The organism is Streptomyces sp. BB1-1-1 (genome assembly GCF_031597775.1).
In the GTDB taxonomy this organism is placed as follows: domain Bacteria; phylum Actinomycetota; class Actinomycetes; order Streptomycetales; family Streptomycetaceae; genus Streptomyces; species Streptomyces thinghirensis.
Genome location: NZ_CP134203.1, coordinates 2,175,717 through 2,194,207, shown reverse-complemented (window position 1 = coordinate 2,194,207; position 18,491 = coordinate 2,175,717). Strand labels below are relative to the sequence as shown.

General features: G+C 72.7%; 17 protein-coding genes. 10 read left to right on the top strand and 7 right to left on the bottom strand.

The window, feature by feature from the left end; genetic code table 11:
• Positions 1-69: 69 nt before the first annotated feature.
• Positions 70-351 (bottom strand): HPr family phosphocarrier protein, encoded by a 282-nt coding sequence (locus RI578_RS10175; protein WP_310870787.1) that lies wholly within the window; start codon positions 349-351, stop codon positions 70-72.
• 198 nt (positions 352-549) lie between these two features.
• On the opposite strand from RI578_RS10175, the gene RI578_RS10170 reads away from it, so the two are divergent.
• The 4 genes from RI578_RS10170 (at position 550) to RI578_RS10155 (ending at position 6,025) form a co-directional block, all read left to right on the top strand.
• Positions 550-3,441: a GNAT family N-acetyltransferase gene (locus RI578_RS10170; protein WP_310870786.1), complete on the top strand. Its 2,892-nt coding sequence runs from the start codon at positions 550-552 to the stop codon at positions 3,439-3,441.
• Positions 3,442-3,502: 61 nt separating this feature from the next.
• Positions 3,503-4,099: a DUF5998 family protein gene (locus RI578_RS10165; protein ID WP_042825364.1), complete on the top strand. Its 597-nt coding sequence runs from the start codon at positions 3,503-3,505 to the stop codon at positions 4,097-4,099.
• Positions 4,099-5,292, top strand: coding sequence for an alkaline phosphatase family protein (locus tag RI578_RS10160; protein ID WP_310870785.1), 1,194 nt, complete (start codon positions 4,099-4,101; stop codon positions 5,290-5,292). Before RI578_RS10165 ends, RI578_RS10160 begins: the two co-directional genes overlap by 1 nt.
• 82 nt (positions 5,293-5,374) lie before the next feature.
• Positions 5,375-6,025 (top strand): thymidine kinase, encoded by a 651-nt coding sequence (locus tag RI578_RS10155; RefSeq protein WP_310870784.1) that lies wholly within the window; start codon positions 5,375-5,377, stop codon positions 6,023-6,025.
• On the opposite strand, the gene RI578_RS10150 is transcribed toward RI578_RS10155, so the two are convergent.
• Complete coding sequence (locus RI578_RS10150) at positions 6,014-6,853, bottom strand: VOC family protein (protein ID WP_310870783.1); 840 nt, start codon at positions 6,851-6,853, stop codon at positions 6,014-6,016. The genes RI578_RS10155 and RI578_RS10150 overlap by 12 nt on opposite strands.
• A gap of 253 nt (positions 6,854-7,106) precedes the next feature.
• Here RI578_RS10150 and RI578_RS10145 point away from each other — a divergent pair, with 253 nt between their 5' ends.
• Positions 7,107-7,958 carry a sulfurtransferase gene (locus RI578_RS10145; protein WP_310870782.1) on the top strand — a complete coding sequence of 284 codons (852 nt, stop codon included), beginning with the start codon at positions 7,107-7,109 and terminating at the stop codon, positions 7,956-7,958.
• Positions 7,959-8,189: 231 nt separating this feature from the next.
• On the opposite strand, the gene sepH is transcribed toward RI578_RS10145, so the two are convergent.
• Positions 8,190-9,242: a septation protein SepH gene (gene sepH / locus RI578_RS10140; protein ID WP_310870781.1), complete on the bottom strand. Its 1,053-nt coding sequence runs from the start codon at positions 9,240-9,242 to the stop codon at positions 8,190-8,192.
• Between the two features lie 472 nt (positions 9,243-9,714).
• Between sepH and RI578_RS10135 the strand changes: the two genes are divergently transcribed.
• Positions 9,715-10,563 (top strand): hypothetical protein, encoded by an 849-nt coding sequence (locus RI578_RS10135; protein WP_310870780.1) that lies wholly within the window; start codon positions 9,715-9,717, stop codon positions 10,561-10,563.
• Here RI578_RS10135 and RI578_RS10130 read toward each other — a convergent pair.
• Together RI578_RS10130 and RI578_RS10125 are read right to left on the bottom strand one after the other, a co-directional pair.
• Positions 10,487-11,806: a D-arabinono-1,4-lactone oxidase gene (locus tag RI578_RS10130; protein ID WP_310875727.1), complete on the bottom strand. Its 1,320-nt coding sequence runs from the start codon at positions 11,804-11,806 to the stop codon at positions 10,487-10,489. The genes RI578_RS10135 and RI578_RS10130 overlap by 77 nt on opposite strands.
• The gene (locus tag RI578_RS10125; protein WP_310870779.1) at positions 11,775-13,031 is read right to left on the bottom strand and encodes an MFS transporter; all 1,257 of its coding nucleotides are present in this window, start codon (positions 13,029-13,031) and stop codon (positions 11,775-11,777) included. The genes RI578_RS10130 and RI578_RS10125 overlap by 32 nt, the downstream gene beginning before the upstream one ends.
• Positions 13,032-13,204: 173 nt before the next feature.
• Between RI578_RS10125 and RI578_RS10120 the strand changes: the two genes are divergently transcribed.
• Entirely contained in the window at positions 13,205-14,332 is a 1,128-nt protein-coding gene (locus RI578_RS10120; protein ID WP_310870778.1) for a ferrochelatase, read from the top strand.
• 8 nt (positions 14,333-14,340) lie between these two features.
• Positions 14,341-15,159 (top strand): inositol monophosphatase family protein, encoded by an 819-nt coding sequence (locus RI578_RS10115; protein WP_310870777.1) that lies wholly within the window; start codon positions 14,341-14,343, stop codon positions 15,157-15,159.
• Between the two features lie 337 nt (positions 15,160-15,496).
• Here the strand turns inward: RI578_RS10115 and RI578_RS10110 are convergent, their stop codons facing one another.
• Positions 15,497-15,637: a hypothetical protein gene (locus tag RI578_RS10110; RefSeq protein WP_310870776.1), complete on the bottom strand. Its 141-nt coding sequence runs from the start codon at positions 15,635-15,637 to the stop codon at positions 15,497-15,499.
• 336 nt (positions 15,638-15,973) lie between these two features.
• The gene (locus tag RI578_RS10105; RefSeq protein ID WP_310870775.1) at positions 15,974-16,147 is read right to left on the bottom strand and encodes a hypothetical protein; all 174 of its coding nucleotides are present in this window, start codon (positions 16,145-16,147) and stop codon (positions 15,974-15,976) included.
• 414 nt (positions 16,148-16,561) lie between these two features.
• Between RI578_RS10105 and RI578_RS10100 the strand changes: the two genes are divergently transcribed.
• Together RI578_RS10100 and RI578_RS10095 are read left to right on the top strand one after the other, a co-directional pair.
• Positions 16,562-17,215 (top strand): response regulator transcription factor, encoded by a 654-nt coding sequence (locus RI578_RS10100; protein ID WP_003993508.1) that lies wholly within the window; start codon positions 16,562-16,564, stop codon positions 17,213-17,215.
• A 6-nt stretch (positions 17,216-17,221) separates the two neighbouring features.
• Complete coding sequence (locus RI578_RS10095; protein WP_310870774.1) at positions 17,222-18,466, top strand: HAMP domain-containing sensor histidine kinase; 1,245 nt, start codon at positions 17,222-17,224, stop codon at positions 18,464-18,466.
• The last annotated feature ends 25 nt before the right edge of the window (positions 18,467-18,491 follow it).

Genomic DNA, 18,491 nt, shown 5'->3' with positions numbered 1-18,491 from the left:
GGGGGAAGCGGAAAGGGAAAACAAGAGGCCCGCCCGGAGTTCCGGGCGGGCCTTTCGGTGTCGCGTTGCTCAGACGGTCTCGGGGAGTTCCTCGAGCCCCTCGGCGACCAGCTTCGCCAGCCGGTCCAGGGCGGCGTCCGCACCCTCGGCGTCGGCGGCGAGGACGATCTCCTCGCCACCCTGGGCGCCGAGGCCGAGGACGGCCAGCATGGAGGCCGCGTTGACGGGGGACCCGTCGGCCTTGGCGATCGTCACCGGGACGCCTGTGGCCGTGGCGGCTCGGACGAAGATGGAGGCGGGGCGGGCGTGGAGACCCTCGGCCCAGCCGACGTTGACGCGGCGCTCAGCCATGTGATGCTGCCCTTCAGGTTTTCAGGGGTTTCAGGTTGTCTAGACCAGTCTTGTCTAGACCAGTTTCCCACATCGTGAAGCTTGCGAGGACGGCTGCCGCCGCCCCGTGTGGTCGTCGGACCGCGGCCTCGGCCCGACCTTCCGTCCTCCACAGACTGCCTCGCGCCGTTGTCGTACGCGAGCCGTACTCTGGGGCCCATGCAGACCTCGTCGGACCGGCACGAGTACCCCGCCCACTGGGAAGCCGACGTGGTGCTGCGCGACGGCGGCACCGCGCGCGTCCGCCCCATCACCGTTGATGACGCCGAGCGCCTGGTCAGCTTCTACGAGCAGGTCTCCGACGAGTCGAAGTACTACCGCTTCTTCGCGCCGTACCCTCGCCTGTCCGCCAAGGACGTCCACCGCTTCACGCACCACGACTTTGTGGACCGGGTGGGACTCGCGGCCACCATCGGCGGCGAGTTCATCGCCACCGTACGCTACGACCGGATCGGCGCCGGTGGAACACCCGCCTCCGCACCGGCCGACGAGGCCGAGGTCGCCTTCCTCGTCCAGGACGCCCACCAGGGGCGCGGCGTCGCCTCCGCGCTGCTGGAGCACGTCGCCGCCGTCGCCCGCGAGCGCGGCATCCGCCGCTTCGCCGCCGAGGTGCTGCCCGCCAACACCAAGATGATCAAGGTGTTCATGGACGCCGGGTACACCCAGAAGCGGAGCTTCGAGGACGGTGTCGTCCGCCTGGAGTTCGACCTCGAACCGACCGACCGCTCGCTCGCCGTGCAGTACGCGCGCGAGCACCGCGCGGAGGCGCGTTCGGTTCAGCGGCTGTTGCAGCCCGGCTCGGTGGCCGTCATCGGCACCGGCCGCACACCGGGAGGCGTCGGCCGCAGCATCCTCGGCAACATCCGGGACGCGGGCTACACCGGCCGGCTGTACGCCGTGAACAAGGCCCTTCCCGAGGCGCAGAAGGAGCTCGACGGGGTGCCCGCCTGCCGCTCGGTGCGCGAGATCGACGGGCCCGTCGACCTCGCCGTCGTCACCGTGCCCGCCGAGCACGTCCCCGAGGTCGTCACCGAGTGCGGCGAGCACGGCGTGCAGGGCCTCGTGGTGATCTCCGCCGGGTATGCCGACAGCGGCCCCGACGGGCGCGAACGACAGCGCGCCCTCGTGCGGCACGCGCGCACGTACGGCATGCGGATCATCGGGCCCAACGCCTTCGGGATCATCAACTCGTCCCCCCGGGTGCGGCTCAACGCCTCCCTCGCCCCCGAGATGCCGCGCCCCGGCCGGATCGGGCTGTTCGCCCAGTCCGGCGCCATCGGGATCGCCCTGCTGTCCCGGCTGCACCGGCGCGGCGGCGGGGTCACCGGCGTCACCGGCGTGTCGACCTTCGTCTCCTCCGGCAACCGGGCCGACGTCTCCGGCAACGACGTACTCCAGTACTGGTACGACGACCCGGAGACCGACGTCGCGCTGATGTACCTGGAGTCCATCGGCAACCCGCGCAAGTTCACCCGCCTGGCCCGGCGGACGGCGGCCGTCAAACCGCTGGTCGTGGTGCAGGGCGCCCGGCACGGCGGCGTGGCACCACAGGGACACGCGGTGCGAGCTACGCGGCTGCCCCACGCGACCGTTTCCGCGCTGCTGAGACAGGCCGGCGTGATCCGCGTCGACACGATCACCGACCTGGTCGACGCCGGGCTGCTCCTCGCCCGCCAGCCGTTGCCCGCCGGCCCGAGGGTGGCGATCCTGGGGAACTCCGAATCACTCGGCCTTCTGACGTACGACGCCTGCCTCTCCGAGGGGTTGCGACCGCACTCGCCCCTGGACCTGACGACGGCGGCCTCGGCGGACGACTTCCACGCGGCGCTCTCCCGCGCCCTGGCCGACGACACGTGCGACGCGGTGGTGGTGACGGCCATCCCGACGGTGGGGGAGGGGTCGGCCGGTGACGCGGCGCTGGCGGACGCCCTGCGGTCGGCGGCGGCCGCGGAGCCCGGCAAGCCGGTCCTGGTGGTCCACGTCGAACTGGGCGGTCTCGCGGAAGCCCTGTCCGCGGCGACGAGCACGGCGCCGCAGGCCACCACGAACACAGCGCCGCAGGCCACCGCGAGCACGGCGCCGCAGGCCACTGCTGACACGGCGCCCCGGGCGGCGTCGAGCACCCGCGAGGAGCCCCGCTCCGCAGCCCCGGCACCGCGGCCGCCCTCCGTCGAGGCTCCGGAAGGGGCCCACCACATCCCCGCCTACCCCGCCGCCGAGCGGGCCGTCCGCGCCCTCGCCCAGGCCGTCGCATACGCCCAGTGGCGAGGTGACGCCGCCGACCCCGGGAAGGTGCCGGAGTACGAGGACATCGACGAGAAGGGCGCCGCCGGACTGATAGCCGGGCACCTCGCGCGCGGGCAGGGGCTCACCCTCGGCACGCAGGAGACCTGCGACCTGCTCGGCAGGTACGGCATCCACGTCCACCGCGCCCTGCCCGCCCCCACCCCCGACGACGCCGTCGCCGCCGCGCGGACCATCGGCTACCCGGTCGCCCTCAAGGCCACCGCCCCGCACCTGCGCCACCGCGCCGACCTGGGCGGCGTACGCCTGGACCTCGCGGACGAGGAACAACTGCGCCGGGCGTACGCCGAGTTGACCGAGTTGTTCGGGAAGCCCCAGGAGCTGCGCCCGGTGGTGCAGGGCATGGCACCGCGCGGCGTCGACACGGTCGTGCGGGCGGTCATCGACCCGGCGGCCGGTGCCGTGCTCTCCTTCGGGCTCGCCGGGGCCGCCACGCAGCTGCTCGGCGACATGGCGCACCGGCTGATCCCGGTCACCGACCGGGAGGCCACCTCGCTCATCCGCTCGATCCGCACGGCACCCCTCCTCTTCGGCTGGCGCGGCTCGGCCCCGGTCGACAGCTCCGCCCTGGAGGAGCTGCTGCTGCGGGTCTCCCGACTGGTGGACGACCACCCCGAGGTCGTCGCGGTCACCCTCGAACCGGTCGTCGTCGCCCCGCGCGGCCTGAGCGTCCTCGGCGCCTCCGTCCGTCTCGCGCCCCCACCCGCCCGGGACGACCTCGGCCCGCGGACCCTGCCGGCGTACTGACCGCCACCACCCGGGGCGGGTACCGCACGAGCGTGTCTCGCAGTCGGTGCGCCCCCGTAGGATGGACGGCATGGCCAAGACCAGTACGACGACCCAGGGGCTGCGAGCGGCGATCGAGCGCAGCGGCTACTACCCGGCCCTCGTGGCCGAGGCGGTGGAGGCCGCCGTGGGCGGCGAGCCCGTCAGGTCGTACCTGGTCCACCAGGAGACGACGTTCGACCAGAACGAGGTGCGCAGGCACGTGACCGTGCTCGTGCTCACCGGCAACCGCTTCATCGTCAGCCACACCGACGAGCAGGCCGCCGACGACACCTCTCCGACGCCGTACGCCACGACCTCCACGGAGTCCGTCAAGCTCGGCCGGATCTCGTCCATCGTCGTCAGCCGCGTGGTCGCCAACCCGGAGCAGTACAAGCCGGGCACGCTGCCCCGCGAGATCGTGCTGACCATCGGCTGGGGCGCCGTCTCCCGCCTCGACCTGGAGCCGGCCGCCTGCGGCGACCCCAACTGCGAGGCCGACCACGGCTACACCGGCAGTTCGACGGCCGACGACCTCAGCCTGCGCGTCAGCGAGGCCGGGGACGGCCCGGAGACGGTGCGCCAGGCGCTCGCCTTCGCCCAGGCCCTCTCCGAGGCGACCGCGGATTCCGCCCGCTGATGGTGCAGCCCGCCGCCTGGGACACCGACCCCGAGCCCCTCCCCGTCGACTCCGCCCCCGTACCCGAGTACGGCACGGGCTCGCTCGCCGACCTGCTGCCCACCCTGGCCGCCGGCCTCGGCGTCCCCGGCATGACCGCGGGCATCACGGAGCTGACCCCGGCCGACCGGAACTGCGTGTTCCTGATCGACGGCCTCGGCTGGGAGCAGCTGCGCGCGCACCCGGAGGACGCCCCCTTCCTCAGCTCGCTGCTGGGCACCTCGCGCGGCGGCACCGGACGCCCGATCACCGCTGGCTACCCGGCGACCACCGCCACCTCCCTCGCCTCCGTCGGCACCGGCCTGCCACCGGGCGCCCACGGCCTGCCCGGTTACACCGTGCGCGATCCCGCCACCGGCGCGCTGATGAACCAGCTGCGCTGGCAGCCGTGGACCGCGCCGGGCCCCTGGCAGCCGTACCCCACCGTCTTCCAGCTCGCCCACGAGGCGGGCGTGCGCGCCGCCCAGGTCTCCTCCCCGACCTTCGCGAACACCCCGCTGACCAAGGTCGCGCTCAGCGGCGGAACGTTCCACGGGCGGCTGTCCGGCGAGGACCGGATGGACTGCGCCGCCGAGCAACTGGCCGGCGCCGACCGCGCCCTCGTCTACACGTACTACGCCGAGGTCGACGGCGCCGGCCACCGCTTCGGCGTCGACTCCGACACCTGGCGCGGCCAGCTCGGGCACGTCGACCGGCTCGTCCGGCGCCTCGCCGAGCAGCTGCCGCCGCGCAGCGCCCTGTACGTCACCGCCGACCACGGCATGATCGACGTGCCCTTCGACGAGGATCACCGCATCGACTTCGACGACGACTGGGAGCTGAAGGCGGGCGTCGCCCTCCTCGGCGGCGAGGGCCGCGCCCGGCACGTCTACGCCGTCCCCGGCGCGGCGAACGACGTGCTGACCTGCTGGCGAGAGGTGCTCGGCGAGCAGTTCTGGGTGGCGTCGAGGGACGAGGCGGTCGCGGCCGGCTGGTTCGGTCCCCGCATCGACGACCGGGTGTACGACCGCATCGGCGACGTGGTCGCCGCCGCGCGGGACGACGTCCTGCTCATCGCCTCCGAGCGGGAGCCGAAGGAGTCGGCGATGGTCGGCAACCACGGGTCGATGACCCCTGCCGAACAACTCGTCCCCCTGCTCGAAGTACGCTCCTGAAGCCCTGCTCCCCATCCCGCCCCGCTCCCATCGCATCCCGCCCCGCTTCCCGCCGCCGCTGCCGAAAGGTGCTCAACCCCTCATGCCCGAGCTGGTCTTCTTCTCCGGAACGATGGACTGCGGGAAGTCGACACTGGCTCTCCAGATCGAGCACAACCGCTCGGCGCGCGGCCTGGCCGGCATGATCTTCACCCGCGACGACCGCGCGGGCGAGGGCAAACTCTCCTCCCGCCTCGGCCTGGTCACCGACGCGGTGGAGGTCGAGGACGGACAGGATCTGTACGCCTACGTCGTCGACCACCTCTCGCAGGGCGGACGCGCGGACTACGTGATCGCGGACGAGGCGCAGTTCCTCGCGCCGGACCAGATCGACCAGCTCGCGCGCGTGGTCGACGATCTCGGCATGGACGTGTACGCCTTCGGCATCACCACCGACTTCCGCTCCAAGCTGTTCCCCGGCTCCCAGCGCCTGGTCGAACTCGCCGACCGCGTCGAGGTGCTCCAGGTCGAGGCCCTGTGCTGGTGCGGCGCCCGCGCCACGCACAACGCCCGCACCGTGGGCGGCGTCATGGTCGTCGAGGGCGCCCAGGTGGTCGTCGGCGACGTGGCCCAGTCCCCCGACGAGATCGGCTACGAGGTGCTGTGCCGCCGGCACCACCGGCGCCGTACGACCGCCGCGACGGCCCGCGCGGCGGCGCTGTCACCTGACGTGCTGCCGGTGTCACCCGCCTGAGCGACTCCGCGACCCCGCGGCCGGGCCCCGCCGGCCCTCCAGCAGCGAGAACCGCGCCCCTTCCGGGTCCGCCACCATCGCGGACCGGCCGTGGGCGGTGTCCCGGGCCGGTTTGAGTACGTGCCCGCCCAGATCGGCGAGGTGCTCCAGGGACTCCTCCGCGTCGGCCACCTCGAAGTACGTCACCCAGTGCGGCCCCCGGTCACGCGGCAGGGCGTTGCCGACGCCGTGGATGCCGGCGACGGGGCGGCCTTCGAGGCACAGCGTCACATAGTCGAAGTCGGCGGAGACCTCCGGCACCAGTTCGAAGCCGAACACCGTCTCGTAGAACTTGGCGACGCTCGCCGACTCGAAGGTCATCAGCTCGTTCCACGCCGGTGTGCCGGGCACGTCCGTGACGGCCGTGCCGAGGTGCGCCGCCGCCTGCCAGATGCCGAAGACGGCGCCCGACGGGTCGGAGCCGATGGCCAGCCGGCCGGCCTCGCCCGCGTCCAGCGGGCCCACGCCGATCGTGCCACCGCACAGGCGTACCGTTTCGGCCGTCCGGTTGACGTCGTCGGAGGCGAAGTAGGGCGTCCAGGCGATGGGCAGATGCCGGTCCGGGGGCAGTTGGCCGATACCCGCCACCTCGCGCCCGTCGATCAGGGCCCGCGCGTACGGGCCCAACTGCTGAGGGCCGGGCTGGAACTCCCAGCCGAACAGCGCGCCGTAGAACTCCTGGGTCGCGGCCGGTCCGTGCACCATCAGACTCACCCAGCAGGGTGTGCCGGGCGTGCGCCGGGCGTTCGTCTCGCCGTTCCGGCCGGCCGACCCCCGTGCGTCGGTCATCGTCACTCTCTTCTCGGCCCTCCGCGGGCCGTGCGTCCGCTTCCGCCTGACGGATTCCGCTTTGACGGACCTGCGCGCCGATGCCGGCACCGGATCCGGTGCCGCACGTCTCGGGCGCGCCCGTGGGGCAGCCCGGGGCTGTACGGGTAGTACAGCATGTGCCCGAACCCGTACGCCTCGTGATCGGTACTGTCCGGCGGGCAGAGTAGCCCGACATCGACGCGGCGGCCACTCGGTACGCCAGGATGGGGCCATGAACGCCACCATCTCCGCATCGCAACTCGTGACCGAACTGGCGGACGCGAACCCGCCGGTCCTGCTCGACGTCCGCTGGCAGCTGAGCACGGCCAAGGCGGCCGGCGCTCCGCCGTTCGACGGCCGGGCCGAGTACGCCGCCGGGCACCTTCCCGGTGCGGTCTTCGTCGACCTGGACAGGGAACTCGCCTCCGCGCCCGGCGGAGGCGGCCGGCATCCGCTGCCCGACGTGGCGGTGTTCGGCGCGGCGATGCGCCGCGCGGGCGTGTCGTCCGGCCGGCCGGTCGTCGTGTACGACGGCGGCCAGGGGTGGGCGGCGGCTCGCGCCTGGTGGCTGCTGCGCTGGACGGGTCACCCGAACGTGCGGGTGCTGGACGGCGGGTTGCCGGCCTGGAAGGCGCCGCTGTCGACTGACGTCCCCACGCCCACGGAGGGCGACTTCACTCCGGAGCCGGGCGCGGCGGGGTTGCTGGACGCCGACGGGGCCGCCGCGCTGGCCCGCTCCGGGGTGCTGCTCGACGCCCGCGCGGGGGAGCGGTACCGGGGCGAGGTCGAGCCGATCGACCCGGTGGGTGGCCACATCCCGGGCGCCGTGTCCGCGCCGACGACGGACAACGTGGCGCCGGACGGCCGGTTCCTGCCCGCGGAGGAACTCCGCGCCCGCTTCAAGTCGTTGGGCGCCACGGAGGACGATCAGGTGGGTGTGTACTGCGGCTCCGGCGTGTCGGGCGCCCACGAGGTGCTGGCGCTGGCGGTGGCGGGCATTCCGGCGGCGCTGTACGTGGGCTCGTGGTCGGAGTGGTCGTCGGATCCGGGCCGGCCGGTCGCCGTGGGGCCGGACCCGCAGTAGGCCTGGCGGAGGAGTGGTGGGGCCGGGTCCCGGGCAGGCGGGGCCCGGTCCAAGCGTGTGAGGCCGGGCCCCGAGCAGGTGGGACCGTGTTCAAGCAGATGGGGCCGCGTCCGCAGCAGGGGGTTGGCCCCGAGCGGAGCAGACGAGGGCCTGGCGGTGCAGGCCCGGGACAGGGGCGGCGAAGCCGCAGCGGGGCCCCACCACCGAGTCGGCCCCGACCGTCGAAGACCGCTACTCCTGCTTCTTCCGCCGCGTCCCGAACACGATCTCGTCCCAGCTCGGCACCGCCGCCCGGCGGCCCGGACGGACGCCGTCGGCCTCGGCCTGACGGTCGGTGGAACCGGTGAGACGGTCGCGGTGGCTCGCCACGGAGCGCGGCATGAGCACGTCGGCATAGGCGGAACCGGCCGACGCCGCAGGTGCCGGGGGTTCCTCCACCTCGGGCTCCTCGACCGGCTCCTCCGCCGGTTCCGGAGCGCGCTCGGGCACCACCAGGTCGCCCCGGAAGCTCGGTACCGCCTCCAGCAGACTGGTGAGGGAGTCGCGCTCGGCCGAGGCGGTGGCCGCGGTTTCCTCGGCGGGCTCGGACGGCGCCGGAGGCAGGCTCGGCCGCTCCCGCTGCTCCCGGTCGAGAGTGCGGTCCAGTGGCCGGTCGCGCGGCAGCCGTGCGATGCGCGGGACGAACGGGAAGCTGGGCTCGGGCGCGGCGAGGTCGTCGGTCTCACCGATCAGCGCGCGCGCCTCCGAGTCGACGGCCTGGACGAGCCGCCGGGGCGGGTCGTACGTCCAGCTCGCCGAGTGCGGCTCGCCCGCGACCAGGTAGACCAGGAGGACTTCCCAGGTGCCGTCGTCGCGGCGCCAGGAGTCCCACTGGACGGTGTCCTTGTCGGCGCCGCGCAGCACCAGCCGCTCCTGGACGGCCTCGCCGAGGGGCGGTCCGGAGTTCTCGCCGGGACGGCGGACGGGGGTCTTGCGGGCCCGCTCCGCCATGAAGGCGCGCTCGGCCAGCACGGGCCCCTCGAAGCGCCGTACGCGGTCGACGGGGATGCCGGCCATCTGCGCGACCTCTTCCGCGGTCGCGCCGGCACGTATACGCGCCTGGATGTCGCGTGGGCGGAGATGACTCTCCACCTCGATCTCGATCTGGCCGAGGCGGGGACGGTCGCCGCGTACGGCGGCCCGGAGCCGCTCGTCGATCGGAAGCGTGTACTCCGTGCTGTCCGCAGCCTTCAGCACCAGCCGTGTGCCGTCATTCGAGACGGCCACGACACGCAGTTCGGGCATGGGGACCTCCCGGGTGGTGCCTGCCGACGTCACGTGCGTCGCTGCTTCCGCTCTGTCGAGTGTGGCCTGCCCGGGTGCAGCCTGCCACAACCTTGCCGAGTTGCCCGGCGTGTCGGGCACGGGCCCTGAATCGCCGTTATGGCACGGTTACCTATTCGCAACGCTAAGTGACCGAACCCGTCACCCTGTGCAACTAGCCCCCTCCCGGCGGTCCTTCAAGGTCCTGAACCCCCTGTCGGGAGACCGGACCCAGGGCTCGCAACAGTACTCCATTCGGGCCACGTGCGTGGATTGGCGCGCCGCCCAACTTCCGTCAAGGGGTGGCGCTCGGCCGTCCCCGGCGCGATTCCGGCGATCTTGGACGTGGCGTACTTCACGGAATCACCCGAAACGGAACTAATGGTTTCGCCCCCACGTCCCTTTCTCGTGCAGTTGATCGATCACGTACGGGAAAGACAGGCAAGGTCCGGGGATGCGTGAAAAGCCCGATGGAGCAGGCGAAACGGATACGCGTGCGGAGGTGAAGTCCAAGCGAATCGACCTGAGCGTGCCCCAGGTCGCCGGCAGCGCCCTCGCGGCGGTGGTGGCCGCCAAACTCGCCTCCTCCTTCGGCGTGTACGGCACGATCCTCGGGGCCGGTCTGATCAGTGTCATCGCCACGTGCGGGGGCTCGGTCCTCCAGCACTTCTTCAAGCGCACCGGTGAGCAGATGAGGGTGAAGCGCGCCGTCGGCGCCGTGCGTACCGGCGGTCCGGCCGCGCCGGTCCCGGGCGAGTTCACCAGAGGCACCGTCTACCGCGCGCGGACCACGGGCTGGAAGCGTCCGCTGGTCGCGGCGGCCCTCGTCTTCGGCGTCACCATGGCCGGGATCACCACGTACGAACTCGCCTCCGGCGAGAGCCTGAGCGGCGGCCGCAGCACCACTGTCGGCAGCGCCGTCACCGGCCACGGCAAGTCCACGCCGAATCCGGAGGAGTCGGGCGATTCCGGTGGATCAGAGGACTCACACGACAACCAGGACAAGCAGAGCTCCGGTGGGCCCGGTGGCTCGGAGGACTCCGGTTCCGGCGGCGACACCCCGGCGGCCACCCCGTCCGGTACCCCGGGCGGATCCGGCGACGGCACGTCGTCGGGCGGCGGCTCCACCGAGGACGGCGGTACGGCGTCCAGCCCGACGCCCACCCCGGACGCCGACGGAACCGACGGCTCCGACGACGCCACGAGCCCGGCCCCCGATGCCTCGGCTACGGCCCCAGAACCCGGCGCAAGTAGTCGTTCCGGAACAGACGATCAGGGTCAAGACGGTCCCGCAGCGCCGTGAACTCGCCGAAGCGCGGATACACCCGCGAGAAGTACTCGGCGTCCCGAGTGTGGATCTTGCCCCAGTGCGGCCGCCCCTCGTGCGCCGTGAAGATGCGCTCGGCGGCGGTGAAGTACGCCTGGTAGGGCGTGCCCCGGAACATGTGGACGGCGATGTACGCGGTGTCGCGGCCCGATGCCGTGGACAGCGTGATGTCGTCGGCCGGAGCCGTACGCACCTCGACCGGGAAGCTGATCCGGAGCCGTGACCGGTCGACCATCGTCCTCAGTTCGCGCAGCGTCTCCACGACGGCCTCGCGCGGAACGGCGTACTCCATCTCCACGAAGCGCACCCTGCGCGGAGATGTGAAGACCTTGTAGGGGGTGTCCGTGTACGTCCGCGCGGACAGCGCCTTGCTGGAGACCCGGGCGATCGTGGGAACGGTGGCGGGCACCGCGCGGCCGACCCAGTTGGCCGCCTGGAAGACGCCGTTGGACAGGAACTCGTCCTCGAACCAGCCCTGGAGCCGCCCCACCGGCTGCTCGGGGCCGGCGCTGCGGTTGTTCCGCTTGGTGTTGGTGCTGCCGGTGTGCGGGAACCAGTAGAACTCGAAGTGCTCGTTCTCGGTACACAGTTCGTCGAAGTCGGCGAGGACACGATCGAACGGCATCGGTTCCTCGCGGGCCGTGAGCAGGAAGATCGGCTCCACGGCGAAGGTGATCGCGGTGACGACGCCCAGTGCGCCCAGCCCGATCCGGGCGGCGGCGAACAGGGCGCGCTCCTCGTCGGTCCCCTGCTCGGAACAGGTCAGCACCGAGCCGTCCGCCGTGACCATTTCCAGGCCCCGGATCTGGGCGGCGATCGAGGCCGAGTCGCGGCCCGTGCCGTGGGTGCCGGTACTGGTGGCCCCGGAGACGGTCTGGTCCATGATGTCGCCCATGTTCGTCAGCGACAGACCCTCCCGCGCGAGGGCCAGGTTGAGCCTCTTGAGCGGTGTGCCGGCCTCGACCGTGACCGTCATGGCGTCGCGGTCGATGCTGCGGATGCCGGTCAACAGTTGAGGGCGTATCAACACACCGTCCGTCGCGGCTATGGACGTGAAGGAGTGCCCGGTGCCGACGGCCTTGACCCGCAGCCCGTCCTCGGCCGCCCGGCGCACGGCCTCGGCCAGTTCGTCCACGGAGGCGGGAGTGACCTCCCGCGCGGGGCGCGCGGAGACGTTGCCGCCCCAGTTACGCCATGTGCCGTTCTTCCCGCTCGTCATCCCGCTCGCTGTGCGTGTGCTGCTCAACGGTCCCTCCCCGACGCGGTTCCGGCCGCTTGAGCCGGCGGTACCCGAGGAAACCGACCGCGACCGCGACGGCCCCGGCCACCGCCGGAACCCAGTACCCCGCGCGCGCCCCGGAGGCGTCGATCACCCAGCCGCCCGCGGAGGAGCCGAGCGCGACCCCGACCGCGAGGCCGGTGCTCACCCAGGTCATGCCTTCGGTGAGCTGCGTGCGTGGTACGTGCTCTTCGATGAGGGACATCGTCGTGATCATCGTGGGAGCGATGGACAGACCCGCAACGAACAGCGCCGCGGCCAGAAACAGCAGGTTTCCGACCAGTAGGAGGGGGATCATACTCACGGCCATCGCACAGACGCCCAGCAGCCAGCGCCGTTCCGGCGGCCCGGCGAAGCGCATCAGCCCGAAGATCATGGCCGCCGTGCACGAACCCGCCGCGTACAGGGCGAGTACCAGGCTGGCGGCGGCCTTGTGCCCCTCCTCCTCGGCGAAGGCCACGGTGACCACGTCGATGGCCCCGAAGATCGTGCCCGTCGCCGCGAACGTGACGACCAGGACCTGGAGTCCCCGGGAGCGCAGCGGGGTGCCGCCGCCCTTGTGTTGGCGCGGATGCGGCTCCGGCTCGGTGGCACGCTGCGCGGTCAGCCAGAAGACGCCAGTGGCCAGGAAGCAGGCGGCGAGCAGCGGCCCGGCCTCCGGGAACCAGGCGCTGGACAGGCCGATGGAGATGATCGGCCCGAAGATGAAGCAGATCTCGTCCACCACGGACTCGAACGAGTACGCGGTGTGCAACTGGGGGGTGCCCCGGTACAGGGCCGCCCAGCGGGCCCGGACCATCGCGCCGAGACTCGGCACGCAGCCGATGCCGACGCAGGACACGAACAGCACCCAGTCCGGCCAGCCGTAGTGCGCGGCCGGCAGCAGCACGGCCGCCGCGGTGAGCGACACGAGGGTCGCCGGGCGCAGCACTCGTCGCTGGCCGTACCGGTCCACCAGACGGGAGACCTGCGGTCCGGCCACGGCGGCGGCGAGCGCGATGGTGGCGGACAGGGCGCCGGCCAGTCCGTACCGCCCGGTGAGCTGCGAGATCATCGTCACCACGCCGATGCCCATCATCGACAGCGGCATCCGGCCGAGGAAGCCCGCGGTCGAGAAGGCCTTGGTGCCGGGGGCGGCGAACAGGGCGCGGTAGGGGCTGGGCAACGAGGTCTCCGGAACGGCTCGGTAACAGCTCAGAAGCGGCTTAGTAAGGTGCGAACGCAGTCGATACAGCTTACTCGTCCGACCGTCCGGAAACAGCCCCGCGGAGCTGGCGAAACACACGGTCGGTACCCCGCCGTTTTCCCGCTGTCAGTGCCGGGTGGCAGGATCGAGACATGCCAGACGTGCTCGATGCCAACCCCTACGACGCCCTGCTCCTGCTCTCGTTCGGCGGCCCGGAGGGCCCGGACGACGTGGTCCCGTTCCTGGAGAACGTGACACGCGGGCGCGGCATCCCCAAGGAACGCCTCAAGGAAGTCGGTCAGCACTACTTCCTCTTCGGCGGGGTCAGCCCCATCAACGACCAGAACCGCGCCCTGCTGGACGCCCTCCGCAAGGACTTCGCCGAGCACGGTCTGGACCTGCCGGTCTACTGGGGCAACCGCAACTGGGCGCCGTACCTGACGGACACCCTGCGCGAGATGGTCCGCGACGGCCGCCGCCGCATCCTCGTCCTGGCCACCAGCGCCTACGCCTCGTACTCGGGCTGCCGGCAGTACCGCGAGAACCTCGCGGACGCGCTCGCCGCCCTGGAGGCCGAGGGCCTGGAGCTGCCGAAGATCGACAAGCTCCGGCACTACTTCAACCACCCGGGCTTCGTCGAGCCCATGGTCGACGGAGTCGTCCGGTCCCTCGCCGAGCTGCCCGAGGAGGTCCGGGACGGCGCGCACATCGCCTTCTCGACCCACTCGATCCCCACCTCCGCCGCGGACACCTCCGGCCCGGTCGAGGAGCACGGTGACGGCGGGGCGTACGTACGCCAGCACCTGGACGTGGCGCAGGTGATCGCCGACGCGGTCCGCGAGCGCACCGGCGTCGACCACCCCTGGCAGCTCGTCTACCAGTCCCGGTCCGGCGCCCCGCACATCCCGTGGCTGGAGCCCGACATCTGCGACCACCTGGAGGAGCGCCACGCGGCCGGCGTCCCCGCCGTGGTGATGGCCCCCATCGGCTTCGTCTCCGACCACATGGAGGTCCTGTACGACCTCGACACGGAGGCCACGGCCAAGGCGGAGGAGCTGGGGCTGCCGGTACGCCGTTCCGCCACCGTCGGCGCCGACCCGCGGTTCGCCGCCGCGGTCCGGGACCTCGTCCTGGAGCGGTCCGCCGACGAGCGCGGGCAGGAGGTCGCGCCGTGCGCCCTCGGAGCGCTCGGCGCGAGCCACGACCTGTGCCCGGTCGGCTGCTGCCCCGCCCGCGCCCCCCGCCCCGCCGCCGCGGGCGCCGACAGCCCCTACGCGTGAGGAGCCCCGTGACCGACGTGACGCCCGACCCCCTCCACACCGAGCTGCTGAAGATCGCCCAGGAGGCCGCCCACCGTGCGGGCGAGCTGCTGCGCGACGGCCGCCCGGCCGACCTCGCGGTCGCCGCCACCAAGTCCAGCCCGATCGACGTGGTCACCGAGATGGACATCGCGGCGGAGAAGCTGATCACCGGCCTGATCGCCGACCGCCGCCCCGACGACGGGTTCCTGGGCGAGGAGGGCTCCGCCACCGAGGGCACGAGCGGCATCCGCTGGGTCATCGACCCGCTCGACGGCACGGTCAACTACCTGTACGGACTGCCCACCTGGGCGGTCTCCGTCGCCGCCGAGCAGGACGGCGAGCGGGTGGCCGGGGTGGTCGTCGCACCGATGCGGGGCGAGGCCTACCACGCGGTACTGGGCGGCGGAGCCTGGGCGACGGGCGCCTGGGACGGCGAACGCAGGCTCGCCTGCCGCTCCGCGGCGCCGCTCGACCAGGCCCTGGTCTCCACCGGCTTCAACTACGTCGCCGACGTCCGCGCCGAACAGGCCGAGATCGCGCGGCGGCTCATTCCGCTGGTGCGCGACATCAGGCGCGGCGGCTCGGCCGCGATCGACCTGTGCGACGTGGCCGCGGGACGCCTCGACGGCTACTACGAGCGCGGTCTGCACCCCTGGGACCTCGCGGCGGGCGACCTGATCGCCCGGGAGGCGGGCGCGGTGACCGGTGGACGCCCCGGTGACCGCCCGTCCGGAGCCCTGACGATCGCGGCCACCCCGGACGTCTTCGAGCCCCTCCAGCGGCTCCTGATGGACTTCGGCGCGTAGGCCTCCGGCGGTTCGGCGGACGGCGTCAGCCGGCTCCGGAAGGCGTGCGCCCGCTCCGTGCCTACGCCGTTCCGCGGGGCACCCCGGCCCCGTGGCGGACGGTCCCGCGGGGTGCCGCCCGCGGGGACTTCGGCGCGTAGGCCTCCGGCGGTTCGGCGGATGGCGCCGGCCGGCTCCGGAAGGCGTGCGCCCGCTCCGCGCCTACGCCGTCCCGCAGGGCACCCCGGCCCCGTGGCAAACGTCCCCGCGCGGTGTCACCCGCGACCGCACCGGCACGGCGGCCGACCGCGACGATCGGCCCGACGGCGGGCACCGGGCCCGCGGGCGCCCTCGTGGCTCAGGGCGCGGCGGCCGAGCCCGACTGCGCGTCCGGCGCGGGCACCTGGCCCGGCGCCCCCGAGGCCGTCACCTTGTGCACGGGCGCCGAACTGCTCGCCCAGCGCCTCGACCTGATCGCCGCCCGACTCGACGTGGTCACGGCTCGTACCCGCTCCGCCGGGCCACCCGACACCGTCGCGGACGGCCCCGTGGGTCGTCCCCGCGGCCCTACAGGCGTGGCGGCCGCCCCCGGCCGCCGGCCCGACGCCGCACCCGGCTCGGTACGCCGCCCCTGCGCCGACCGGCCCCGGCGTTCACGCCCCGCCAGCTCACCGCCGGACGGCAACCTGCCGCACATCGGCCCCGCCCGATATCCGTCCCGCCGGGGCGGGTCCTCGCCCGGCGCCCACGCCCCGCCTGCTCACCGCCGGACGGCACCCCGCACGACGAGGCCCCGGCGCTGGATCCCGCCGGGGCCTTGTCGATCACGGGCCGATCAGACGCCGGTCGCGCCGACCTCCACACCGTGCTCGGCGGCGAGACGGCGCAGGTCGTCGAGCTCTCCCAGCTCCACCTCGACGAGGAACTCGTCCCCCTCGTCGCGGGCCCGGGACAGGTCGGTCTCAGTCGTCTGTATGCGCTGCAGAAGTCCTGCGGTGAAAGCGTCCATGCTGCGCCCCCTCGTCCTGGGTCGTGGGTCGGTGGCACGGGGGTGTGCCGTTCGGAAGGGACGATCACGTCTCCGGTGGAGTGCCCAGCGCAGCCCTGCCGGGCGGCGACGGTGCCGGACACCCACGCCCGCTCTGCGGAAGCGGACCGCGGCGTACCGCGCGGTAACGCGGTACAGGCAGAGCGTGATCGCGGGGTGTAAAGCCGTCCTCCCCCCGCTCCCTTCCGCGGAAACCTCAACCCCGCGAGAAAATCTCGCATTCCCGGTTCCTCACCGGCCTTCCTCCCGCCCCTCACCCGTCTTACAGCCGACTTATGGCCGAAAAGGGCAGGATGGAGGCAACACACCCACCAGCCCCCTGCCCTCGTGCGTCCGAGAAGCGCTACGCGGGTGGACACAGGAAGGACAAGCGACGTGCGCGTACTCGTCGTCGAGGACGAGCAACTGCTCGCCGATGCGGTGGCCACCGGACTGCGCCGGGAGGCCATGGCCGTCGACGTCGTGTACGACGGTGCGGCCGCCCTGGAGCGCATCGGCGTCAACGACTACGACGTGGTCGTCCTCGACCGCGACCTCCCGCTCGTGCACGGCGACGACGTGTGCCGCAAGATCGTCGAGCTGGGCATGCCCACGCGCGTGCTGATGCTCACGGCCTCGGGTGACGTCAGCGACCGGGTCGAGGGCCTGGAGATCGGCGCCGACGACTACCTGCCCAAGCCCTTCGCGTTCAGCGAGCTGATCGCGCGCGTGCGCGCCCTGGGCCGGCGTACCAGCGTGCCCCTGCCGCCCGTCCTGGAGCGGGCCGGCATCAAGCTCGACCCGAACCGCCGCGAGGTCTTCCGGGACGGCAAGGAGGTGCAGCTCGCGCCCAAGGAGTTCGCCGTGCTGGAGGTGCTCATGCGCAGCGAGGGCGCGGTCGTCTCCGCGGAGCAACTGCTGGAGAAGGCCTGGGACGAGAACACCGACCCGTTCACCAACGTCGTGCGCGTGACCGTGATGACCTTGCGCCGCAAGCTGGGCGAGCCGCCCGTCATCGTCACCGTCCCCGGCTCCGGCTACCGGATCTGATCGACCGTGGCGACGACACCCGCGCCCCCCGGGGCGCCTCCGAAGCCCACCTGGGACCCGCGCTCGGCCACCCCGCTGCCGTGGCTGCGGCCCACCATCCGGATAAGGCTCACGCTGCTGTACGGCGGCATGTTCCTGATCGCCGGCATCCTGCTGCTGTCGATCATCTACCTGCTGGCCGCCCAGGCGGTACGCACCGGCAACCAGCCGCTCTACAAGATCGTCAACTTCCAGGACCTGGAGGTCGCGAGCAGCGACTGTCCCGGGGTCACCAACGGCAACCTGTCGCTGTCGCAGTTCAACGCCGCGATCAGCGACTGCATCGACCACCAGCGCCAGGTCGCCCTGGACCGGCTGCTCAGCCGCTCGCTGCTGGCCCTGCTCGGCCTCGCCGTGATCGCCTTCGCCTTCGGCTACGCCATGGCCGGACGCGTCCTGTCGCCGCTGGGCCGGATCACCCGCACCGCGCGCGCGGTGGCGGGCTCCGACCTCTCCCGGCGGATCGAGCTGGACGGCCCGGACGACGAGCTGAAGGAGCTGGCGGACACCTTCGACGACATGCTGGAGCGGCTGCAACGGGCCTTCACCGCCCAGCAGCGCTTCGTCGGCAACGCCTCCCACGAGTTGCGCACACCACTGGCGATCAACCGCACCCTCTTGGAAGTGCACCTCTCCGATCCGAACGCCCCGGTGGAGCTGCAACAGCTCGGCAAGACACTGCTGGCCACCAACGAACGCAGCGAGCAACTCGTCGAGGGCCTGCTGCTGCTCGCCCGCAGCGACAACCAGATCGTCGAGCGCAAGCCGGTGGACCTCGCCGAGGTGGCCGGCCAGGCCATCGACCAGGTGCGTGCCGAGGCCGAGGCCAAGGGCGTGGAGATCCGCGGTACGCGCGAGCCCGCCGTGGTCCAGGGCAACGGCGTCCTGCTGGAGCGGATCGCCCTGAACCTCGTACAGAACGCCGTGCGCTACAACGTGGCCGAGCAGGGCTGGGTGGAGGTCACCACCGCGGTCGAGAACGGCCAGGCGGTCCTGGTGGTCACCAACACGGGCCCGGTCGTGCCGGCGTACGAGATCGACAACCTCTTCGAGCCGTTCCGGCGGCTGCGCACCGAGCGCACGGGCAGCGACAAGGGAGTCGGCCTCGGCCTGTCCATCGCGCGGTCGGTGGCCCGCGCGCACGGCGGGCACATCTACGCACAGCCGCGCGAGGGCGGAGGGCTCGTGATGCGGGTGACGCTGCCCGTCTGAGATCATGACCCCGACATCTCACCGA

Excerpts from the sequence above, each read along its gene's own strand:
- RI578_RS10175 (WP_310870787.1), bottom strand. The coding sequence starts at position 351 with ATGGCTGAGCGCCGCGTCAACGTCGGCTGGGCCGAGGGTCTCCACGCC.
- RI578_RS10170 (WP_310870786.1), top strand. The coding sequence starts at position 550 with ATGCAGACCTCGTCGGACCGGCACGAGTACCCCGCCCACTGGGAAGCC.
- RI578_RS10165 (WP_042825364.1), top strand. The coding sequence starts at position 3,503 with ATGGACGGCATGGCCAAGACCAGTACGACGACCCAGGGGCTGCGAGCG.
- RI578_RS10160 (WP_310870785.1), top strand. The coding sequence starts at position 4,099 with ATGGTGCAGCCCGCCGCCTGGGACACCGACCCCGAGCCCCTCCCCGTC.
- RI578_RS10155 (WP_310870784.1), top strand. The coding sequence starts at position 5,375 with ATGCCCGAGCTGGTCTTCTTCTCCGGAACGATGGACTGCGGGAAGTCG.
- RI578_RS10150 (WP_310870783.1), bottom strand. The coding sequence starts at position 6,853 with ATGACCGACGCACGGGGGTCGGCCGGCCGGAACGGCGAGACGAACGCC.
- RI578_RS10145 (WP_310870782.1), top strand. The coding sequence starts at position 7,107 with ATGAACGCCACCATCTCCGCATCGCAACTCGTGACCGAACTGGCGGAC.
- sepH (WP_310870781.1), bottom strand. The coding sequence starts at position 9,242 with ATGCCCGAACTGCGTGTCGTGGCCGTCTCGAATGACGGCACACGGCTG.
- RI578_RS10135 (WP_310870780.1), top strand. The coding sequence starts at position 9,715 with ATGCGTGAAAAGCCCGATGGAGCAGGCGAAACGGATACGCGTGCGGAG.
- RI578_RS10130 (WP_310875727.1), bottom strand. The coding sequence starts at position 11,806 with ATGACGAGCGGGAAGAACGGCACATGGCGTAACTGGGGCGGCAACGTC.
- RI578_RS10120 (WP_310870778.1), top strand. The coding sequence starts at position 13,205 with ATGCCAGACGTGCTCGATGCCAACCCCTACGACGCCCTGCTCCTGCTC.
- RI578_RS10105 (WP_310870775.1), bottom strand. The coding sequence starts at position 16,147 with ATGGACGCTTTCACCGCAGGACTTCTGCAGCGCATACAGACGACTGAG.